Source organism: Bradyrhizobium roseum (assembly GCF_030413175.1).
GTDB classification, from domain to species: domain Bacteria; phylum Pseudomonadota; class Alphaproteobacteria; order Rhizobiales; family Xanthobacteraceae; genus Bradyrhizobium; species Bradyrhizobium roseum.
In genome coordinates this window covers 5695244-5715933 of record NZ_CP129212.1, presented here as the reverse complement: position 1 = coordinate 5715933, position 20690 = coordinate 5695244, and the positions used below count along the sequence as shown (strand labels likewise).

16 protein-coding genes are annotated in these 20690 nt (G+C 64.0%); 10 read left to right on the top strand and 6 right to left on the bottom strand.

Annotated elements, in window-relative coordinates; all coding sequences use genetic code 11:
* Positions 1-75: 75 nt before the first annotated feature.
* Positions 76-1317 carry an amidohydrolase family protein gene (locus tag QUH67_RS27025; RefSeq protein WP_300942447.1) on the bottom strand — a complete coding sequence of 414 codons (1242 nt, stop codon included), beginning with the start codon at positions 1315-1317 and terminating at the stop codon, positions 76-78.
* Between the two features lie 151 nt (positions 1318-1468).
* Between QUH67_RS27025 and QUH67_RS27020 the strand changes: the two genes are divergently transcribed.
* The gene (locus QUH67_RS27020) at positions 1469-1900 is read left to right on the top strand and encodes a nuclear transport factor 2-like protein (protein WP_300942446.1); all 432 of its coding nucleotides are present in this window, start codon (positions 1469-1471) and stop codon (positions 1898-1900) included.
* A 95-nt stretch (positions 1901-1995) separates the two neighbouring features.
* Here the strand turns inward: QUH67_RS27020 and QUH67_RS27015 are convergent, their stop codons facing one another.
* Positions 1996-2754: a GntR family transcriptional regulator gene (locus QUH67_RS27015; RefSeq protein WP_300942445.1), complete on the bottom strand. Its 759-nt coding sequence runs from the start codon at positions 2752-2754 to the stop codon at positions 1996-1998.
* 194 nt (positions 2755-2948) lie between these two features.
* Here QUH67_RS27015 and QUH67_RS27010 point away from each other — a divergent pair, with 194 nt between their 5' ends.
* The 5 genes from QUH67_RS27010 to QUH67_RS26990 all read left to right on the top strand — a co-directional run bounded on the left by QUH67_RS27010 (position 2949) and on the right by QUH67_RS26990 (position 10790).
* Positions 2949-3827 carry an ABC transporter ATP-binding protein gene (locus QUH67_RS27010; RefSeq protein ID WP_407080481.1) on the top strand — a complete coding sequence of 293 codons (879 nt, stop codon included), beginning with the start codon at positions 2949-2951 and terminating at the stop codon, positions 3825-3827.
* A gap of 1 nt (position 3828) precedes the next feature.
* Positions 3829-4605, top strand: a complete 777-nt coding sequence (locus QUH67_RS27005; RefSeq protein ID WP_300942442.1) for an ABC transporter permease — start codon at positions 3829-3831, stop codon at positions 4603-4605.
* 43 nt (positions 4606-4648) lie between these two features.
* Complete coding sequence (locus QUH67_RS27000; protein ID WP_300942441.1) at positions 4649-5674, top strand: ABC transporter substrate-binding protein; 1026 nt, start codon at positions 4649-4651, stop codon at positions 5672-5674.
* A gap of 125 nt (positions 5675-5799) precedes the next feature.
* Positions 5800-7242 carry an amidohydrolase family protein gene (locus QUH67_RS26995; RefSeq protein ID WP_300942439.1) on the top strand — a complete coding sequence of 481 codons (1443 nt, stop codon included), beginning with the start codon at positions 5800-5802 and terminating at the stop codon, positions 7240-7242.
* 209 nt (positions 7243-7451) lie between these two features.
* The gene (locus QUH67_RS26990) at positions 7452-10790 is read left to right on the top strand and encodes a carboxyl transferase domain-containing protein (protein WP_300942438.1); all 3339 of its coding nucleotides are present in this window, start codon (positions 7452-7454) and stop codon (positions 10788-10790) included.
* A 197-nt stretch (positions 10791-10987) separates the two neighbouring features.
* Here the strand turns inward: QUH67_RS26990 and QUH67_RS26985 are convergent, their stop codons facing one another.
* Complete coding sequence (locus QUH67_RS26985) at positions 10988-12559, bottom strand: flavin-containing monooxygenase (protein WP_407080480.1); 1572 nt, start codon at positions 12557-12559, stop codon at positions 10988-10990.
* A gap of 223 nt (positions 12560-12782) precedes the next feature.
* Here QUH67_RS26985 and QUH67_RS26980 point away from each other — a divergent pair, with 223 nt between their 5' ends.
* The 4 genes from QUH67_RS26980 to QUH67_RS26965 all read left to right on the top strand — a co-directional run bounded on the left by QUH67_RS26980 (position 12783) and on the right by QUH67_RS26965 (position 17184).
* Complete coding sequence (locus tag QUH67_RS26980; protein WP_300942436.1) at positions 12783-14009, top strand: cytochrome P450; 1227 nt, start codon at positions 12783-12785, stop codon at positions 14007-14009.
* Between the two features lie 5 nt (positions 14010-14014).
* The gene (locus QUH67_RS26975; protein ID WP_300942434.1) at positions 14015-15619 is read left to right on the top strand and encodes a GMC family oxidoreductase; all 1605 of its coding nucleotides are present in this window, start codon (positions 14015-14017) and stop codon (positions 15617-15619) included.
* Between the two features lie 7 nt (positions 15620-15626).
* Complete coding sequence (locus QUH67_RS26970) at positions 15627-16076, top strand: hypothetical protein (protein ID WP_300942432.1); 450 nt, start codon at positions 15627-15629, stop codon at positions 16074-16076.
* An 85-nt stretch (positions 16077-16161) separates the two neighbouring features.
* Positions 16162-17184 (top strand): S1C family serine protease, encoded by a 1023-nt coding sequence (locus tag QUH67_RS26965; protein ID WP_300942430.1) that lies wholly within the window; start codon positions 16162-16164, stop codon positions 17182-17184.
* Between the two features lie 67 nt (positions 17185-17251).
* Here the strand turns inward: QUH67_RS26965 and QUH67_RS26960 are convergent, their stop codons facing one another.
* Genes QUH67_RS26960 through pncB form a run of 3 tightly spaced genes read right to left on the bottom strand, consistent with a single transcriptional unit; the run spans position 17252 to position 20680 of the window.
* The gene (locus QUH67_RS26960; protein ID WP_300942429.1) at positions 17252-18034 is read right to left on the bottom strand and encodes an alpha/beta fold hydrolase; all 783 of its coding nucleotides are present in this window, start codon (positions 18032-18034) and stop codon (positions 17252-17254) included.
* A 3-nt stretch (positions 18035-18037) separates the two neighbouring features.
* Positions 18038-19333 carry an O-acetylhomoserine aminocarboxypropyltransferase gene (locus tag QUH67_RS26955; protein ID WP_300942428.1) on the bottom strand — a complete coding sequence of 432 codons (1296 nt, stop codon included), beginning with the start codon at positions 19331-19333 and terminating at the stop codon, positions 18038-18040.
* A gap of 42 nt (positions 19334-19375) precedes the next feature.
* Positions 19376-20680: a nicotinate phosphoribosyltransferase gene (pncB, locus tag QUH67_RS26950; RefSeq protein ID WP_300942427.1), complete on the bottom strand. Its 1305-nt coding sequence runs from the start codon at positions 20678-20680 to the stop codon at positions 19376-19378.
* Positions 20681-20690 lie beyond the last annotated feature (10 nt).

Here is a 20690-nt window from a genome sequence, read left to right as displayed (position 1 = left end):
CCAGAGCGGGGCCTGCATGGGCTTCTTCCGCTCTTTCGTAATGGCCGGGTCAAGCCCGGCCATTACGGAGAGCTTCTAGGCGTTCGGCGGAAACAGCGTCGGCCTTTCGCGCTCGAACACCTTTCGCCCGTTCTTGAATCCCATCAGCAGGTCGGGCAGCTCGGCAATTGCATTGGTGCCGCTGTCGGTATCGAGAATGACCAGATCTGCAGCGTTACCCGGCGCGATACCGTAATCCCTCAAATTCATCAGCCGCGCCGGCAGTTCGGTGACGAGATCGAGGCAGGCGTCGAATTCGCTGATGCCGGCATGCGCGACATTGGCGTAGAAATTTGCCATTCTCAAAAGCGAGGCGTCGCCGAACGGCGTGAAGGGATTGAGCACGTTGTTGGTGGCGACCGAACACAGGACGCCGCTTTCGACGAGCTTGTGCGCCACCGTCAGCCCGCGCGGCGCGTTGTGCGTGGCGTCGCGGCCCATCAGATAGAGATCGGTCGCGGGCAGCACCGTGACGGCGACGCCTGATTTGGCGAGGCGCGCCGTCGCTTCTTTCAGCCGGTCCGGGGGGAGCGCCGACAATTTGGTGGCATGACCGATCGCGACCCGGCCCTGGTAGTTGCGCCGTTCGGTTTGCCGGCAGACCTCTTCGAGATGCCACCATGACGGGTCGAGATCAAAATCGAGGTGCAGGTCGACATCGACGTCGAACTCAAGCGCCAGATCGAAAATCGTTTCGAGATGCGCGTTCGGGTCGGTGTCCATGTAGGGACAGCCGCCGATCGCTTCGCCGCCGTCGCGCAGCGCCGCGATCAAAAGTTCCTCGGCGCCGGGATCGTTGGTCAGGCCCTCCTGGGGAAACACGCAGAGGGAGAGATCGAGCGCCCAGGCATAGTTGCGCTTCAGCGCCTTGATCGCCTCGAAGCTGCGCAGGCCGATGCGCGGATCGATCTCGACATGGGTGCGCATCCGCGTCGTGCCATGCACGATGGCCCGCTCGATCACCTTTGCGCCGCGCGCGTAAACGTCTTCCACCGTGAAGTCGCGCTTCATGGCCGCGACCGCGGCGATGGCCTCCGCCACGCTGCCATGGTCATGACCACAGCGGCCGAGCAGACAGGCCTTGTCGAGGTGAATATGCGTGTCGACGAAACCTGGCAGGACAAGCTTGCCACCGACGTCGATCTCGGTCGCCTCGCAGGCGAGGCGGGGTTCGACGGCGGCGATGCGGCCGCCGGCAATGCCGATATCGACCGGCGTCGCTGAGGCTCGCGTCAGGGCGTTGCGGAAGATCAGGTCGAAGGCGGTTCTGGTGTTCATCGCGCAGCGGGTTGGAGGAAGCCCCAACCTAGCGGAACGGGGTTTCCGGGGCAGCTCCAGATTGTGTGCAGTTTTGAGGCCGGATTGTTCAAAATATGTGCATGCAGTTTGATGGGCTGATTGTAGAGTTCGGCGGTCAGGAGAGACCGTGATGTCCGTTGCCGCCGAAGCCCAGTCCAAGAACGAACCCAAGCGAATGTCCGACGCCGAAGTGGTCGAGGCCTATCTCACGGCCTCGATGATCCCGGACCCGAATGCCGCGGCGGCCTACATGAAGCCCGGCACGATCATCACCTTCACCGGCGGGCGCGAATTCGATCATCCGCGCGGGCCGACCGGCTTCAACGCGCGGCGCTATCGCTGGGTCAAGAAGCAGATGGATCGGTTTGACGTCTGTCCGGGCGCGGACGAGACCGTGGTCTACAGCATCGGCACGCTCTACGGCGAATGGATCGACGGCACGCCGTTCGAAGGCAACCGCTATGTCGATCGTTTTGTGGTGAAGGGCGGACAGATCGTGAAGATGGACGTCTGGAACGACAGCGCCGAGCGCATTCTGGTGCAGCGGGGGATCGAGGCGTAGGGGCTCGCTGCCGTCATTGCGAGCGCAGCGAAGCAATCCATCGTGCGGCAAAGCAAGTCTAGATTGCTTCGTCGCTGCGCTCCTCGCAACGACGATCAGCGCGCCCTGACCACCTTCGGCAGTTTCACCACGCGCCCGCCGTCGCCTTCCTCGGCATAGGGCGCCAGAATATCCAGCAGATCGCGGCCGCGTTGCGGGGCAGGGGCGACCAGCGCGCGACTGGCGACTGAATCCAGGTGGCTGTGCATCAGTCCCATCACCTTGGCTTCGTCGCCCTTGACCAGCGCCGCGATGATCGCGCGATGCTCGTTGATCGCGCATTCCGACGAATGCGGGCGGCTGTACAAGGATAACGTGAGGCAGCAGCGATAGGCGACTTCGCTGACGTAACGCACCAGGATCGGACTGTTCGTCATCTGGGCGAGCAGGATGTGGAATTCCGTCGCGAGGCGGATCGACACCGCGTCGGTGCCGTCGCGGGCGCGGTCCTCGGCGTCGACATGGGCGTTGAGTTCGGCGATCTGGCTTTTGCTCAGCTTGCCGGCGAGCTGTCGCACCACCAGCCGCTCAAGCTCGATCCGGATATCAAAGGCGTCGCGGGCTTCCTGCCAGCTAGGCGTCGCCACGACGGCGATCCGGTTACGGCGAAGCTCGACGAGGCCTTCCGCGGCGAGCTGTCCCAGCGCATGCCGCGCAATGGTGCGGCTGACGCCGAACCGTTCGCCAAGCGAATCCTCAGGCAGTTTCGCGCCGGGCTCCAGCGCCTGCTCGATGATGGCGCGGCGCAGCGCGCGGCAGATCACGCCGACCTTGTCGGATGATTCGGCGGTTTTGCTGGCGGTGCGAGGCGCCATCGGCGAATCCTCGAGAATTGGCTTCGAACGGCGATTTCATATCATAATTGTGCACCGATCGAGCGCCTCAATTGCATGCAGTTTGAAGGCTGGATTGCACAAAAGGAATCCGGCGGTTTTGTCGTCGTCCGTGATGCCCTTGTTTTTCAAGGCGAGTTTGGCTGGCATCCGGTTTGCATGCACTTCCAGCCATGATGCGCATGCAGCCCCATTCCGAGTTCTCCGGCGTGCCGGTTCCGGCTTCCGCCGCAGCCATCGCCATCGAACTGTCCGAGGCCTCGGTCACTTTCGGCCGCGGCGACCGCGCGGTGCCGGCGCTTGCCACGACGAGCTTGCGGATCGCTGACGGTGAGTTCGTTGCGCTGGTCGGGCCTTCCGGATGCGGCAAGTCTACCATCCTGCGGCTGGTGAGCGGGCTGGTGCAGCCATCCACCGGCGTCGTCATTGTCGGCGGCCGGGAAGTGGCGGCACGCGCCCTGCGGGTCGGGATGGCGTTTCAGAACCCGACCATGCTGCCCTGGATGACGATCGAGCGGAACATCATGCTGCCGCTCAAGATTGTCGAGCCCTTCCGCTCGCAGTTCCGAAAACTGCGCAAAACCGAATTCCGCGACAAGGCCAATGCGCTGCTGGAGCAGGTCGGCCTCAAGGGATTTGGCAACCGCTATCCCTGGCAACTATCCGGCGGCATGCTTCAGCGCGCCAATCTGTGCCGCGCACTGATCCACGAGCCGCGCATGCTGCTGCTCGACGAGCCGTTCGGTGCGCTCGACCAGTTCACGCGGGAAGAACTGTGGTCGATCCTTCAGGACCTCTGGATCGCACACAAGCCGACCGTGCTGCTGGTCACGCATGACCTGCGCGAGGCGGCGTTTCTCGGCAGCCGCATCTGCGTGATGAGCGCCCGACCCGGCCGGATCCTCGACGACAGCCACGTCACCTTCGCTCGCCCGCGCACGGTAGCGATGACATTCGAGCCGGATTTCGTCGCGCTGAACCAGAAGCTGCGCGCCTTCATCGAGGACGCCAGAACCGCGTCAAGATCGACCGCCGCAACCCAGGGAGCGGCCTGACATGCCCGATCTCGATTATCGCCAGAAGGCCTGGTCGGCGGGACTGATCGTGCTGTTCTTCGTCGCCTGGGAACTGTTCTGCCTGATGACCGGCATGTCCGACCTGGTGCTGCCGCGCCCGTCGCAGGTGTTCGCCACGCTGTTCGAAAAATTCCCGATCCTGTGGCCCCACATCCTGCAGACGCTGGCGACGACCATGATCGGCTTCGTGCTCGGGGTCGGCCTAGGCGTCGTGCTGGGCGCGGTGATCGGTGTTTCGAAGACCGCCTATGACACCGCCTATCCGCTGCTGGTCGGCTTCTCCTCGATCCCGAAGGTCGCGGTGGTGCCGATCTTCGTGTTGTGGTTCGGCTCGGGCTCGGTGCCGGCGGTGCTGACCGCGCTCTCGATCTGCTTCTTTCCGATCGTGGTCAACATCGCGACCGGTCTCGCCACCACCGAGCCCGAACTGGAGGATGTGCTGAAGGCGCTCGGCGCCAGCAAGCTTGACATTCTCTGGAATGTCGGGCTGCCGCGGACCATGCCGTTCTTCTTTGCCTCGCTGAAGGTCGCGGTCTCCTACGCCTTTGTCGGCGCGGTGCTGTCCGAGACCGTGGCCTCGAACCGCGGCATCGGCAACGTCATGATGACCGCATCCTCCAATTTCAACGTGCCGCTGGTGTTTGCCGGCCTGTTCGTGCTCGCCGGCCTCGGCGTCGCGCTCTATGCGATTTTCTCGGTGATCGAGGGACGTGTCACCGGATGGGCCACCCGCAAGAACGACGTGATCGCCACGTGAACCGGATTTCCAACCGCCATCCAAACCCGTCAAGGAGACCACGATGTTAGCCAGAGTAAGCGCCGCGCTGTTCGGAGTTGCCTTGTTCGCCGGCACGGCAACCGCCCAGGAAACGACGATCAAGTTCACGCTCGGCTGGAAGACGCAAGGCTCGGACGCGGCGTTCTTCTACGCCAAGGACAATGGCTACTTCAAAGCGGAAGGCCTCAACGTCGTGATCGACCAGGGCGAGGGCTCCGGCGCCACCGTGACGCGCATCATGTCGGGTGCCTATGACGCCGGCTTCGGCGACGTCAACGCCATCATCCAGAACGCCTCGACCAAGCCGCAGGATGCGCCGGTCATGGTCTACATGATCTGGAACCAGCCGCCATTCGCGATCGTCACCAAGAAGACCAGCGGCATCAACAGCATCAAGGATTTCGAGGGCCGCACGCTCGGCGGCGCTCAGGGCACACCGACCACCCGGCTGCTTCCGGTGTTCGCGCAAAAGAACAAGCTCGAGGGCGAGAAGATCAAGATATCCAACATGGCGCCCAACCTGCAGGAGCCGATGCTGATCAAGGGCGACATCGACGCTGCCCTGGTGTTCAATATCACCAGCTATTTCAATCTCGTGCTGAACCGCCAGGATCCCGACAAGGACTACAAATGGTTCCAGTTCGGCGATTACGGCCTCGATCTCTATTCCAACGGCGTGATGGTCTCGCGCAAGCTGCTGGCGTCCAATCCGAAGGCCGTCGCCGGCCTCGTTCGCGCCGTCAACAAGGGCATGATCGCGATCGCCAAGGATCAGAACGCCGGGATGAAAGCTGCCGTCAACTACGACAACCTGATCAACGTCGAGGTTGAAAAGCGTCGCCTGCAATATTCCTTCGACAAGCTGATCGTTTCGCCCGAGATGAAGGAAATCGGCGTCGGCGACGTCAAGGACGACCGTATGGCCCGCGCCATCGGTATCATCGTCGAGGGCTACCAGTTGTCGCGGACGCCGACACCGGCGGAAATCTTCTCGCGCGAATTCCTGCCGCCGCGGGCGGAGCGGGAGCTGGTGTACACGGCGAATTGAGTGTTTGTGCCGAATTGGGCTTTCACAGCGTCATTGCGAGGAGCGTAGCGACGAAGCAATACATGCCTCAGCAAGTGGAGAAATGGATTGCTTCGCTGCGCTCGCAATGACGGGGAGGGCGCGTCATGACCATGGAAGTTGCCGCTCACAGCCTGTTCTCCGGCGCTGACCGCGGCCTGCTCGAAAACGTTCTGCTTCGGCACGATAGCGGCATCATCGCCGATATCTCCGCCGGAGCGCAGTTCCCAGCCGGTCCGCGCGTTCTCATCCTTCCCGCCTTCGTGAACGCCCACGACCACGCCCGCCCGACCGCATCCTCGTTCGGCGCGCTCGGCATGCCGCTGGAAAGCTGGATTCTCCGCTCCGCGCTCGGCACGCCGGTCGATCCGTACCTCACCGCGGCGTCCGCGCTGGCCCGCTCGGCGCGCGCCGGTTGTGCGTCGATGATGATCCATTACACCCGCCCGAGCGGCACGATGCCGTTGGTGGAAGAGGCCAGCGCGATTGCGCGCGCGGCGTCCGACGTCGGCATCCGTATCGCCTTCGCGATCGCGGTGCGCGATCAAAATCCGGTGGTGTATGGCGATGAAGCGCCGGTCCTGGCGAGCCTTTCCAACGATGATCGCAGCACCATCGAGCAGTTGTTCGTTCGCGCGCCGATGTCGCCGAAAGCCTATATCGAACTCACGGACGCGATTGCCTCAGCCATCGCGGGGCCCATGGTCGATGTCCAGCTTGGCCCGGCCGGCGTGCAGTGGTGCTCGAAGCCGCTGCTGGAAACGGTGGCGGAAAACTCCGCGTTGACCGGGCGGCGCATCCACATGCATCTGCTGGAGACGATCTATCAGCGCGCCTGGGCGGACCGGCATTTTCCGGACGGCATCGTCCGCTATCTCCGCGACATCGGCTTCCTGTCGGAGCGGCTGACGCTGGCGCATTGCATCCATGCCCGCCCCGACGAGATCGAGATGATCGCAGCTTCCGGCGCGCGCATCGTCACCAATTTCTCTTCCAATATGCATCTGCGCTCCGGCCTGGCGCCGATCGCGGCCGCGCACAAATGCGGCTGCGCCATCGCGGTCGGCGTCGATGGCCTGGCGCTGGACGAGGACGACGACGTGCTGCGCGAGATGCGGCTGGTTCAGATGATGCATGGCGGCCTTGGCTTCCAGCGCACCTGGACTCCTTCCGAATTCCTCGGCCTCGCCATCGCCAACGGCCGCAGGGCCACCGGCGCGCCGGGAACGGGCGAACTGGTATCTGGCGCACCAGCCGACTTCGTTACGATCGATTTCGATCGGCTTGACCGCGACCAGATCATGCCGGTTGACGCCATCGACCTTCTGTTCGCGCGCGGCAATGCGTCGCTGTTGCGCGACGTGGTGGTCGATGGGCGAACCATCGTCAGCGAAGGCCGCTGCACCGGCGTCGATCTCCCTGCGATCGACGCGGAACTGCGCAACATTTACCGAACCAATGCAGCGAAGCTCTCCGGCCTTCACCGTGCCTGGCAACCGCTGTCGGTGTCGCTACAGGGCTGGTTCGAAGCGCAGCTCGATTGCCGGTAACGCGCTAAGCGCCTCATTCCGCTGTTTGAATTCCGCGATGTGGAACGAAATTCCGCTTGCACAGAATCCCTGCAAAGGTTTCATGTTCAGCAACGAGAAACTGAAGCGGTGGCCGTGTCGTGCTGCCGTTAGATGCAAAGGGGAAGCTCCCAGGGCGAGGTGAGGCGGTTACCCGTTCATTTCGCTTTGGTGCCCGAACGGAAACGTCGATGTCCTTCCATAGATTGCTGATCGCCAACCGTGGCGAGATCGCCATTCGAATCGCGCGCGCCGCGGGCGACGTCGGGCTCGCTTCGGTCGCGATCTATTCCACCGACGATGCGCAGTCGATGCATGTCCGCGCCGCCGACGCCGCCCATGAAATCCCGGGTCGTGGCCCGAGAGCCTATCTCGACATCGAGGCCGTGATCGCGGCGGCCAAGGCCACCGGATGCGACGCCGTGCACCCGGGCTACGGTTTCCTCAGCGAGAACGCCGCGCTGGCCCGGCGTTGCATCGAGGAAAGCATCGTCTTTGTCGGGCCGTCGCCGGAGGCGCTCGAGCTATTCGGCGACAAGGCGCAAGCCAAGGCACTGGCGAAACAATGCGGCGTGCCCGTGATCGACGGCACCATTGGACCGACGAGCCTGGACGAGGCGCGGGCCTTCCTCGAATCACTGGGCGAGCACGGCGCCATCATGATCAAGGCGATCGCCGGTGGCGGCGGCCGCGGCATGCGCATCGTCTCCGACGCGTCGAAGCTGGAGGAGGCGTATGTGCGCTGCCAGTCCGAGGCGATGGCCGCCTTTGGCAGCGACGGTGTCTATGTCGAACGCCTGATCCGCAACGCCCGCCACATCGAGGTGCAGATCATCTGCGACCACTTTGGTGCGATCAGTCATCTCTGGGAGCGCGAATGCACCATCCAGCGCCGCAATCAGAAGCTCATCGAGGTCGCGCCGAGCCCGTCGCTGAACGACGCGCTGAGGGGGCGCATCATCGAAGCCGCCAAGGAACTCGCAGCGGCGGCCAACTACGATAATCTCGGCACCTTCGAATTCCTTGTCGATAAGGACGCCAGAACCAGCGAACACGCGTTCGCCTTCATCGAGGCTAATCCGCGGCTGCAGGTCGAGCATACCGTCACCGAGGAGGTGTTGGGCCTGGATCTCGTGCAATCGCAGCTTGCGGTCGCGGCCGGCGCCACGCTGGGGTCGCTCGGGCTGGCGCAGGGCTATATCCCGAAGCCGCGCGGCTTTGCGATGCAGCTTCGCGTCAACATGGAGGTGATGGACGAGGCCGGCGGGACCAGGCCCACCGGCGGTACGCTGACGCTGTTCGACCTGCCGTCCGGTCCGGGCGTTCGCGTCGACACGTTCGGTTACTCGGGTTACCGGACCAGTTCGGCCTTCGACTCGCTGCTCGCCAAGGTCATCGTGCATTCGGCCGGCGGCGAGTGGGGCGACGTCGTGCACAAGGCGTCGCGCACCCTGCGTGAGTTCCGGATCGGCGGTGTCGCCACCAATATTCCATTCCTGACGGCGATTTTGGCGCACCCGGATTTTGTCGAAAACCGGGTCAGCACCGGCTTCATCGAGGCCCATGTTGCCGATCTCGTCGGCGCGGCCAGCAGGACGGCCGAGCCGACCGCCGAGACAGCGCTGAGCGAATCCAGTGATGCCGCCGACGCCGATGATGACACGCTCGCGCTTGCGGTCGCAGCATCGGCAACCGGGCCGGCCGGTTCGGTCTCGGTGCCGGCGCCGTTGCAGGGCACGATTGTGTCGATCGACGTCCAGGAAGGAGATCTCGTCCGTCCCGGCCAGCAGATCGCCGTGCTGGAATCCATGAAGATGGAGCATCTGGTGACTGCGCCGCATGGCGGCAGGGTGACAAGTGTGGTCGGCGAGGCCGGCGCGACGTTGATGCAGGACGAGGCAATCCTCTATCTGGAGCCCGCCGAGATCGACGCCCATGATATTGCCGAGGAGGAGGAGTTCGATCTCGACCACATTCGCCCCGATCTCGCCGAACTGATCGAGCGCCACGCCATCACGCTCGACGAAAATCGCCCGGCCTCGGTCGAGCGCCGCCGCAAGACCAACCAGCGCACCGCGCGCGAGAACGTCGCCGATCTTGTCGACGACGGCTCTTTCGTCGAATACGGATCGCTGGCAATCGCCGCCCAGCGGCGGCGGCGCACGGTCGATGATCTCATTCGCAACACGCCGGCCGACGGCTTGATTTCCGGCGTCGCCACCGTGAACGCGAAAAAATTCGGCGCGGATGCCGCCCGCTGCATGGTGATCTCCTACGACTACACCGTGTTGGCCGGCACCCAGGGCCACATGAACCACAAGAAAATCGACCGCATGCTGAGCCTGACCGAGCAGTGGCGGCTGCCGCTGGTGTTCTATGCCGAAGGCGGCGGTGGCCGCCCCGGCGACACCGACCGGCTCGGCATGACCGGCCTCGACGGGCCTTCCTTCGTGCAGTTCGCAAAGCTCTCGGGCCTGGTGCCGGTCATCGGCATCGTCTCCGGCTATTGCTTTGCCGGCAATGCCGCGATGCTCGGCTGCTGCGACGTGATCATCGCGACGAGAAACGCCTCGATCGGCATGGGCGGGCCCGCGATGATCGAGGGCGGTGGCCTCGGCGTCTATCATCCCGCCGAAGTCGGGCCGGTGTCGTTCCAGTCGCCGAACGGCGTCATCGACATTCTGGTCGAGGATGAGGCGGAAGCGACCGCCGCGGCGCAAAAATATCTGTCGTACTTCCAGGGCGCCGTCACGGACTGGAAGGCGCCGGACCAGCGCCTGCTGCGGCGGGCGATCCCGGAAAATCGCCTGCGGGTGTACGATATCCGAAACGTGATCGACTTGCTGGCGGATGACGGCTCGGTGCTGGAAATTCGCCGCGACTTCGGCGTCGGCATGATCACCGCGTTCATCCGGATCGAGGGCAAGCCGTTCGGCTTGATCGCCAACAATCCAAAACATCTCGGTGGCGCGATCGATGCGCCGGCGGGCGACAAGGCCGCGCGCTTCCTGCAGCTCTGCGACGCCTTCGACATCCCGATCGTGTCGTTGTGCGATACGCCGGGCTTCATGGTCGGTCCCGAGGCCGAAAAGACCGCGATCGTGCGCCATGTCGCGCGGATGTTTGTGACTGGCGCCAGCCTCACCGTGCCGCTGTTCGGTATCGTGCTGCGCAAGGGCTACGGCCTCGGCGCGCAGGCGATGATCGGCGGCGGCTTTCACGCCTCGTTCTTCACGGTGGCGTGGCCGACCGGCGAGTTCGGCGGCATGGGGCTGGAAGGCTATGTCCGGCTCGGTTTCCGCAAGGAGATGGAAGCGATCGAGGACGCCGACGAGCGCGAGGCCTATTACCAGGCCAAGGTCGCCGAACTCTATGCCAACGGCAAGGCGGTCTCGATTGCCTCGGTGCTGGAGATCGACGAGGTAATCGATCCCGCCGATACGAGGCACTGGGTCATGTCAGGCCTGCGTTCCGTGCCGAAGCCGGAAGCGCGCACGACGAGGAAGCGGCCGTGTATCGATGCGTGGTGAGTGGCTTCGTCATTCCGGGGCGTGCGCAGCGCGAACCCGGAATCCAATACACCACAAAGCGTGCGGCGAGATGGATTCCGGGTTCGCGACTTCGTCGCGCCCCGGAATGACGGCAAGCGTGGAGGGGCGCTATTGCGCCGTGCCCACCATGCAGCGCACGCCCTCAGGTACGCAATTACGCGCCGGGATATGTGAAGCTACCCCAGCCTCAACTCCTCATAGCCCTTCGCCGCAACCTCATCGCACCTCGCCCGATACGCCGGTGCGCTGCCGCTATAGCGGGCGACGATGCGGGTCTGCTTGCCCTCGACGTTGGAATTGATGCCGGTCATCCAGGAATCGACCTCGTTCGACAGCATCCCCTCGCCAAGCGCCTTGACGTGGTCGGTCCAGGATTTCACGCCATCCGGCGTCGCCTCCAGCCGCGTCAGTTTCTTTTGCATCGCGAACGAGATCAGCCCGGTGACCCAGTCGACGCTGTACTCGATGCTGCGCGGGATATTGCCAAGCGCGGTGTGCGGCCCCATCAGCATCAGCATGTTGGGGAATTCATGCACCATGATGCCGAGATAGGTCTCCGGCCCGCGTTTCCACTTGTCCTTCAGTCGCGCGCCGCCAGCCCCACGAAAATCGATCTTGTCAAAACTGCCGGTGATAGCGTCGAACCCCGTCGCATAGATGATGATATCGAACTCGTATTCCTTCTCGCTGGTCTTGATGCCATTGGGTGTGATGCGCTCGATCGGCGTTGCCTTGATGTCGACCAGCTCGACATTGTCCTGGTTATAGACCTCGTAATAAAAGGTCTCGAGCGGCAACCGGCGGGTGCCGAAGCCGTGATTCTTCGGAATCAGCTTTTCGGCCACGGCCTGGTTCTTCACCCGCTGCCGGATCTTGCGCGCGACGAAATCGGAGATCGTCGCGTTAGCCTTGCGATCGGTCAGAATGTCGTTGAAATTGCCGACCCAGATGCCGAAGCCGCGCTCGCCGTAGAGTTTTTCATAATTGGCCTCGCGCTCCTCGTCGGAGACCTCGAACGCGCCACGCGGATCGGGCGTATGCATGAAGCAGGCAAAGGTCTCGCGGCAGCGCGCAAAAATCTCTGGATAGCCGGCCTTGATCTTGGCTTGGGTCTCGGCGTCGATCTTGCCGTTGTGCAGCGGTGCCGCCCAATTGGCCGTACGCTGGAATACGGTGAGATGTCCGACCTGGCTCGCGATGGTCTGGATGGTCTGGATACCGGTCGCGCCGGTGCCGATCACCGCGACACGCTTGCCGGCGAAATCCACCGGCTCCTTGGGCCAGCGCGCGGTGTGAAACGACGGGCCCTTGAAGTCGTCGCGTCCCTCGATCCGGGGCAGGGTGGGCGTGGAAAGCGGCCCGATCGCGGTAATCAGGAAGCGCGAACTGAAGCGGCTGCCGTCCTCCAGCGTGATGGTCCAGCTTCGTGTTTCTTCCTCGTACACGGCGGCCGTGACGCGGCTCTCGAACTGAATGTCGCGGCGCAGGTCGAACTTGTCTGCGACATATTTGCAATAGCGCAAGGTTTCCGGCTGGCCGGCAAAATGCTCCGACCACTCCCATTCCTGCAACAGCTCCTTGGAGAAGGAGTAGCCGTAGGAATAGCTCTCGGAATCGAAGCGCGCCCCGGGATAGCGGTTCCAGTACCAGGTGCCGCCGACCTCGGTACCGGCCTCGAACACGCGCACCCGCAGGCCTGGTTCGCGTAGGCGGTAGAGCTGGTACATGCCGGACAGGCCGGCGCCGATGATGATCGCGTCGAGGTCCGGAATTGGCGTCGCTCCCCTGTTTCTGAATTCTGTTAAAGCTACCCGCTCTCGCGCCGCGGGACAAACCCTGCGCGGACGCGTGGCAGGGTTGCAGGTTTGCCGCCGGCAATTCCGGCTGGCTTTACTCGCGACCGCATCTACCCGTATCGTCCAGCTTCAGATCGCCCGCAAGGCGGCGACGGTAGGAGGGGGGAGGCAAGCGATGGCCATGGCGGCACAACGCAGGCTGACGTCAATCGACGTCAGCGATCCCCATCTGTATCAGGACGACACCTGGCGGCCGCTGTTCGAGCGATTGCGCCGCGACGACCCCGTGCATTATTGCGAGGCTTCTCCGTTCGGACCGTATTGGTCGGTGACGCGCTACGACGACATTTTTGCGATCGAACTCGACCACGAGAACTTTTCGTCGAGCTCGGAGCTTGGCGGTATTCAGGTGGCCGACCAGCCGAAGGGCCAGGAGCGTACCAGCTTCATCCGTATGGACCCGCCGGGCCATACCGCGCAACGGCGCACGGTCGCGCCGATCGTGGCGCCGTCGAATCTCGCCAATTTCGAGGCGTTGATCCGCGAGCGAACCTGCGACGTGCTGGATGCCTTGCCGCGCAACGAGACTTTCGACTGGGCCGAGCGGGTTTCGACCGATCTTACCAACATGATGCTGGCGACGCTGTTCGATTTCCCCTGGGAAGACCGCATGAAGCTGAGCTGGTGGTCCGATGTAGCCATCGCCAATGTCGATTCGCCCGACGCCGTGGTGCGCTCGGAAGACGAGCGTTATGATGAGATGCTGAAGATGGGCGAATATTTCCGCAAATTGTGGAATGTACGCGCCGATGCCCCGCCGACCTTCGACCTGGTCTCGATGCTGGCCCATTCGCCCGCGACGCGAGACCTGCAGGCGCGGGAGTTCATAGGCACGATCGGGCTCTTGATCGTCGGGGGCAATGACACCACCCGCAATTCGATGAGCGGCGGGCTGATGGCGCTGGTGGAGAATCCCGAGCAGTTCGAACTGGTGCGGGCACGGCGCGATCTGATTCCGAACCTCGTGTCGGAGACGATCCGCTACCAGACACCGGTGCTGCACATGCGCCGCACTGCACGCAACGATGTCGAGCTGGCCGGCCGGAGGATCGCTCGGGGCGACAAGGTCGTGATGTGGTACATCTCCGGCAACCGCGACGAGAGCAAGATCGATCGCGCCGACGAATTCATCATCGACCGCCCCAAGCCGCGCCAGCATCTGGCCTTCGGCGCCGGCGTCCACCGCTGCGTCGGCGACCGCCTCGCCGAACAACAAATCCGCATCCTCTGGGAGGAAGTATTGAACCGCGACCTTCGTTTTGAGATCGTCAGTCCGCCGCAGCGGCTGTATTCGAATTTTATTCGCGGCATTCGCACGCTGCCGGTAAGGATAGTCAGGTAACGAGAATGACCAAGCACGATCCCGTTGACGTCCTGATCATCGGCGCCGGCGCATCCGGTGCCGCCGTGGCGTGGAGTCTGGCCGACACCAAGATGCACATTCTTTGCCTCGACCAGGGCGGCTGGATGAACCCATCGGAATATCCCAGCACCGGGCGCGACTGGGAGGCGAAGTTTTATGGCGACTGGTCGACCAGCCCGAATATCCGCGGCCGGCCCGAGGACTATCCGATCAACGACGACAACTCGCCGATCAAGGTGGTGAACTTCAACGCCGTCGGCGGCTCGACCGTGATGTATACCGCGCACTGGCCGCGCCTGCATCCATCCGACTTCAAGGTGAAGACGCTGGACGGCGTCGCCGACGACTGGCCGATCGACTACGACGCGCTCACCCCGTTCTTCGAGGAGAACGACCGGATGATGGGCGTCTCAGGGCTATCAGGCGATCCGCTGTCGCCGCTCACGCACCCGCCGATGCCGCCGCAGCCGCTCGGGCTCTCCGGTCCGCTGATCGGCAACGCCATGAACAAGCTCGGCTGGCACTGGTGGCCGTCGGACACGACGGTGGCGACGATGGATTACGAGGGCAGGGCGCGCTGCATCAATCTCGGCCATTGCACGCCGGCCTGCGCGCAGGGTGCGAAGGCCTCGACCGACATCACCTATTGGCCGCACGCGATCCGCGCCGGCGTCGAACTCAAGACGCACTGCCGTGTGCGCGAAATCCTGACCAACGAGCACGGCATGGCCTCGGGCGTCGTCTACTACGACAAGGACGGCGTCGAGCAGTTCCAGCCGGCTGAGGTCGTCATCATCGCCTGCAATGGCGTCGGCACGCCGCGGCTGCTGCTGAACTCGGTCTCCGGCCGCTTTCCGAACGGGCTTGCCAATTCGTCCGGCCTGGTCGGCAAGAACCTGATGTTCCATCCCTATGCGCAGATCTACGGCTTTGTGAAGGAGCTTACGGATTCCAACCGCGCGCCGCCGACCTGCCTCTGGAGCAAGGAGTTCTACGACACCGATCTGTCGCGCGGCTTCGTCCGCGGCTACGGCATCCAGTTCGGCCGCGGCGCAGGACCCGTGTTCGAAGCGGTCGCGAGCGAGCAGAAGGGCATTTTGCCGTGGGGCGCGGATCATCACCGCGTGTTTCGCCGGCTCAACGGCCATCGTCTTGCGGTCTCCGCGATCTGCGAGGACCTGCCGGAAGAGCACAACCGCGTCACGCTCGACCCCGTACTGAAGGACAGTCACGGCATCCCCGCGCCGAAGATCGACTACACGATCAGCGCGAACAGCCGGAAAATGATGGAGCACGGACTGGCGCGCGGCCGGGAGATTCTTGAAGCCGCCGGTGCGACCGACCTATGCATCAACGACCCGATCCCATGGGGCGGCTGGCATCTGCTCGGCACGGCGCGCATGGGGACCGATCCCGCACGCTCGGTGGTCAATGAATGGGGCCGTTCGCACGACGTGAAGAATCTCTTCATCGTCGACGGCAGCGTGTTCGTGACGTCAGGCGGCGTGAACCCGACCTCGACCATCCAGGCGATCGCGCTCTACGTCGCCGACCAGATGAAGCAACGCCTTGCCAACCTGTTTGATTGAGACCGCCATGTCCGCAACCAATGAACTGACCCCAGCCCAACGCGACGATCTCCGCACCGTCGCCGCGATGATCATTCCCGCCAGCGACGAGTACAAGGTGCCCGGCGCGGACGATCCCGCCATCCAGGCCGACATGCTGGCGACGCTCGGCCGCGATACGGCGCTGGTGAGGCAAGCGCTCGATCATCTCGCGCGGCTGGCGGGCCGGCCGCTGGCCGAACTGAATTCCGCAAAACGCGATACGGTCGCGACAGAGTTCCGCGCCACCGGCGGGGCCGCGGCGGCGACGCTCGTCCGCGTCGTCCTGCAATGCTACTACCGCGACGACCGCGTGCTGCGCTCGCTCGGGCTCGAGCTGCGCGCACCGTTCCCGAAAGGCTACGCACTGGAACAAGGCGATTGGTCGCTGCTCGATCCCGTCAAGGCTCGCGCGGGGACGCTGAGACGGGCGCAATAGCAGGCAGGGCAGCCCTGCGCGCACGCCAAGGCTCTTGCGAGGACGCGCCAAGGCCACCATTTGGTGAGGCCGAAGGAAACTCGCCATGCTGGATTTTACCTCAGATATTTCCGGCGACGCCCCGTCGCCGGCTCCCGAACCCACCCCTGCAGACGACCAGGCGCTGCTTGACGCCTATTCCCACGCCGTGATCGGCGTGACGTCCCGCGTCGGGCCTGCCGTTGTGCGCGTCGAAACCGGACCGAAGGTGCGCTCCGCGCGCGAGCGCGGCGGACTTGGCTCGGGCATCGTCATTTCGCCCGATGGCTTGGTGCTGACCAACAGCCATGTGGTCGGATCGTCGAAAGAGATCAGGCTGCGCGACACCGAAGGCTTTGTCACCGACGCGCACGTGCTCGGCGTCGATCCCGACACCGACCTCGCATTGCTGCGGGCCGACGGCGCGCGCGATCTGCGCTATGCTTCGCTCGGCAATTCCAAGAGCCTGCGCCGCGGCCAGCTGGTAGTAGCGATCGGCAATCCGCTGGGATTTGAATCGACGGTGACCGCCGGCGTGGTGTCGGCGCTTGGCCGTTCGATCCGCTCGGTGAGCGGACGGACCATCGAGGACGTCATCCAGACCGATGCCGCGCTCAACCCCGGCAATTCCGGCGGACCTCTGGTGTCGTCGGCGGCGGAAGTGATCGGCATCAACACCGCGATCATCAGCGGTGCGCAGGGCATCTGCTTCGCGGTTGCCAGCAACACCGCGCAGTTCGTGCTGTCCGAGATCATCCGTCACGGCTACGTCCGCCGCGCCTTCATCGGCGTCGCCGGCCAGACCGCGCCGATCCCGCGTCGCCATGCGGTGGTCGCCGGCGTCGACAACACGATGGGCGCGTTGCTGGCGCAGATCGAGCCGGACAGCCCGGCCGCGAAGGCAGGCCTGCTGCCGGGCGACGTGGTAATCAAACTTGACGGCGTCGAGATCAACGGCGTCGACGATTTGATCCGCGCGCTGGACCGCGACCGGATCGGACGCACGCTGGCGATGGACGTGCTGCGGATGGGAAGGCTGCGCGGCATTGATATACATCCGGTGGAAAGGAAGCCCGCCGCTCGAGAGTAAGCCCATCCGGCGCTTCGCGCCACCTTCTCCCACAAGGGGAGAAGGGAAGAAGCGGCACTCTATGCTGTTACTGTTGTAACGCCGCCAGCAACTCGTCCGGTGCCTCGGCCATGATCATGTGGCCGGCGCCAAGCACTACCACGGTGCGCGAATTCGGCGTCGCCGCCGCCAGCGTCTTGCCGGCCTTCGCGGGAGTCATCATATCGCGCTCGCCGAGGATGAACGTCGTAGGCACCTTCACCTGCGCGGCCGCGGCGAGCGCGTTCTGATAGGCGTTGCAGGCGTTGAGGTCGTTGTAGAGCACGCCGGGCCGCGTCTGCTGCAGCACGCGCTGCGCGCCCTGATGCATCCAGAGTCCCGGCGCGAGGCTGCCGCCGAGTTCGGCCTTGAAGCCGAGGCCCCAGATCGAAACCATGTCGAAGGCATCGGGGCTGTTGGCCTCCGCCGCCTTGAGCAGATCGGGCCCCACCGTCATCGTCGCGGCCGTGCCGATCAGGCTGAGGCCTGAGACCTTGTCGGGATGTCGCGCGGAGGTCTCCAGCGCGATCAGCGATCCCATCGAATGCCCGACCAGCCTGGCTTTCGGCGCGCCGGCGGCGTCGAGCAGCGCGGCAGTCCAGTCGGCCATGTCGGCGATGGTCGGCAGCGGCTTGCCGGACGAGCGGCCATGTCCCGGCAAGTCCGGCGCCAGCACGGAATAGCCATGATGCGCGAACCAGCGGCTGTGCAGCGCCCAGGTCGAATGATCGAAGCCTGCGCCGTGCAGCAGCACCACGGCAGGCAGCGAGGGATCGAATGGCCGGCCGCCGGTGGCCACGAACGTGTCAACACCATTTACGGAAAGCTGCATGGCTCAAACCTTCTGCGATGCGCGAAGCGCCTGGCCGAGATCGTCGATGATGTCGGAGACGGTCTCGATGCCGACCGACAGCCGCACCAGTTCCTCGCCGATGCCTGCCGCCTTCAACTGTGCGGCGTCCATCTGCTGATGCGTGGTGCTGGCGGGATGAATGACCAACGTCTTGGCGTCGCCGACATTGGCCAGATGGCTGATCATTCGCAACGACTCGATGAATTTCTTACCGGCCGCGCGACCGCCCTTGATGCCGAACGAAACGATCGATCCCGCGCCGCGCGGAAGCAGTCGCTTCGCAAGTTGGTGGTCGGGATGGTTCTCCAGCGCCGGGTGCAGCACCCACTCAACCGCCTTGTTGGCCGTCAAGGCCTCCAGCACCGCGAGCGTATTGCTCATATGGCGCTCCATGCGGACGCCCAGCGTCTCGACGCCCTGCAGCAACTGGAACGCATTGGTCGGCGACAGGCAGGCGCCAAAATCGCGCAAACCTTCCGTACGGGCACGCATGATGAAGGCGGCCTGGCCGAATTGCTCGTCGAAGACGATGCCGTGATACCCGGCATAGGGCTCGGTGAGCTGCGGGAATTTTCCTGACGCGTGCCAGTCGAACCGTCCGCCGTCGACGATGACGCCGCCGATCGCGATGCCATGGCCGCCGATCCACTTGGTTGCGGAGTTCATCACGAGATCGGCGCCGAGCTCGATCGGCCGGCTGAGGAACGGCGTCGCAAAAGTGTTGTCGATCAAAAGCGGAATTTTGGCGTCATGCGCGATTTGCGCTACCGCCGGGATATCGAGCACTTCGAGCCCGGGATTGCCGATAGTCTCGCCGATGATCAGCCGCGTGTTCGGCTTGATCGCCGTACGAAACTCATCGAGCGCGCGCGGCTTGACGAACGTCGTGGTGATGCCGAAGCGCGGCAGGGTATGTGCCAGCAGGTTGATGGTGCCGCCATAGAGCGAGGCGGAGGCGACGATGTGGTCGCCGGCATTGAGAATGGTCGCGATCGCCAGATGCAGCGCGGCCATGCCGCTCGCGGTGCAGATCGCGCCGACGCCGCCTTCGAGCGCCGCTAGCCGCTCCTCGAGCACGGCGGTCGTCGGGTTGGAAATACGCGTGTAGATGTGTCCGGCGCGCTCCAGGTTGAACAGCGCCGCGGCGTGATCGGAATCCTGGAACACGTAGGACGTCGTCTGATAGATCGGAACGGCGCGCGCGCCGGTGGCGGGGTCCGGGCGCTGGCCGGCGTGCAGGCTCAGGGTTTCGAAAGCAGGCGGCTTGGGTGCGGGCATGCGGCGCTCGTCAGATATGTTGGTCTGAGATGACTTGGAAATTCAGACGTGTACGGCGGTACGGACGCGGCCGGCATTTCCGAACACGCGCAAATAGCGCTCGACCTCGGAGGGGCTGCCGGTGGCCTTCTCGGGATTATCCGACAGCTTGACCGCAGGCCGCCCATCGACCGACGTCACCTTGCAGACCAGCGAGATCGGGTCGAGATCGGCGGAACCATCAGGCGCGCAGCCGACGAAATCATTGGTGAGGTTGGTGCCCCAGCCGAAGGAGATGCGCACGCGCCCCGAGAAATGCTTGTACGTCTCCTCGATCGAGCCGACATCCATGCCGTCGGAGAACACCAGAAGTTTTTCGCGGGGGTCTTGGCCCTTCTGCTTCCACCATTTGATGATGTCCTCGCCGGCCGTGATCGGTGGCGCGCTGTCGGGACGAAAGCCGGTCCAGTCGGCGACCCAGTCCGGCGCATCGCGCAAAAACGGCTTGGTGCCGAAGGCGTCGGGCAGGGCGATCAAAAGATTGCCGCCATAGGTATGCCGCCACTGGTCGAGGATGCGATAGGGCGCCCAGCGCAACTCCTCGTCGGAATCCGCCAGCGCGGCGGCAACCATCGGCAGTTCATGCGCATTGGTGCCGATCGCTTCGAGATCGTTATCCATCGCCAGCAGCACGTTGGAGGTGCCCGTGAACGATGAGCCAAGGCCCTCTTTGACGGCTTCGACGCACCAGCGCTGCCACAGATGGCCGTGGCGGCGGCGGGTGCCGAAGTCGGAAAGCCGCAGACCTTCGAGCTTGCGCAACCGCTCGACCTTGGACCACAGCTTGGCCTTGGCGCGGGCATAGAGCACGTCGAGCACAAAGCGGCCCTGACCCTTGGTCGCCTGCCGCGAGCGCAACTCGTTCATGATCGCGAGCGCCGGAATCTCCCACATCGTGGTGTGGGTCCACGGCCCGTGGAAGTGCAGTTCGTACTGGCCGTCGACCTTGCGCAGCTCGTATTCGGGCAGGCGGAAATTGGCCAGCCAGTGGATGAAGTCGGGCGAGAACATCTGGGTCTTGCCGTAGAACGTATTACCGGCGAGCCAGATCAGCTCCTTCTTGGAAAAGCGGATGGTGCGGGCATGGTCGAGCTGCGCGCGCAGCTCGCCCTCGTCGATGATCTCGCCAAGCCGGACATGCTTGGTGCGGTTGATGACCGAAAAGGTGACCTGCTGATCCGGATAGAGATCGCGGATCATCTGCAGCATCAGCAGCTTGTAAAAATCGGTATCGAGCAGGCTGCGCACGATCGGGTCGAGCCGCCAGCCATGATTATAGGTTCGGGATGCAATATCGGTCACTGCCATGGCGGAACTC

Excerpts from the sequence above, each read along its gene's own strand:
- QUH67_RS27010 (WP_407080481.1), top strand. The coding sequence starts at position 2,949 with ATGCGCATGCAGCCCCATTCCGAGTTCTCCGGCGTGCCGGTTCCGGCT.
- QUH67_RS27005 (WP_300942442.1), top strand. The coding sequence starts at position 3,829 with ATGCCCGATCTCGATTATCGCCAGAAGGCCTGGTCGGCGGGACTGATC.
- QUH67_RS27020 (WP_300942446.1), top strand. The coding sequence starts at position 1,469 with ATGTCCGTTGCCGCCGAAGCCCAGTCCAAGAACGAACCCAAGCGAATG.
- QUH67_RS27015 (WP_300942445.1), bottom strand. The coding sequence starts at position 2,754 with ATGGCGCCTCGCACCGCCAGCAAAACCGCCGAATCATCCGACAAGGTC.
- QUH67_RS26955 (WP_300942428.1), bottom strand. The coding sequence starts at position 19,333 with ATGCCCGCACCCAAGCCGCCTGCTTTCGAAACCCTGAGCCTGCACGCC.
- QUH67_RS26995 (WP_300942439.1), top strand. The coding sequence starts at position 5,800 with ATGACCATGGAAGTTGCCGCTCACAGCCTGTTCTCCGGCGCTGACCGC.
- QUH67_RS27000 (WP_300942441.1), top strand. The coding sequence starts at position 4,649 with ATGTTAGCCAGAGTAAGCGCCGCGCTGTTCGGAGTTGCCTTGTTCGCC.
- QUH67_RS27025 (WP_300942447.1), bottom strand. The coding sequence starts at position 1,317 with ATGAACACCAGAACCGCCTTCGACCTGATCTTCCGCAACGCCCTGACG.
- QUH67_RS26980 (WP_300942436.1), top strand. The coding sequence starts at position 12,783 with ATGGCCATGGCGGCACAACGCAGGCTGACGTCAATCGACGTCAGCGAT.
- QUH67_RS26975 (WP_300942434.1), top strand. The coding sequence starts at position 14,015 with ATGACCAAGCACGATCCCGTTGACGTCCTGATCATCGGCGCCGGCGCA.
- QUH67_RS26970 (WP_300942432.1), top strand. The coding sequence starts at position 15,627 with ATGTCCGCAACCAATGAACTGACCCCAGCCCAACGCGACGATCTCCGC.
- QUH67_RS26990 (WP_300942438.1), top strand. The coding sequence starts at position 7,452 with ATGTCCTTCCATAGATTGCTGATCGCCAACCGTGGCGAGATCGCCATT.
- QUH67_RS26960 (WP_300942429.1), bottom strand. The coding sequence starts at position 18,034 with ATGCAGCTTTCCGTAAATGGTGTTGACACGTTCGTGGCCACCGGCGGC.
- QUH67_RS26965 (WP_300942430.1), top strand. The coding sequence starts at position 16,162 with ATGCTGGATTTTACCTCAGATATTTCCGGCGACGCCCCGTCGCCGGCT.
- pncB (WP_300942427.1), bottom strand. The coding sequence starts at position 20,680 with ATGGCAGTGACCGATATTGCATCCCGAACCTATAATCATGGCTGGCGG.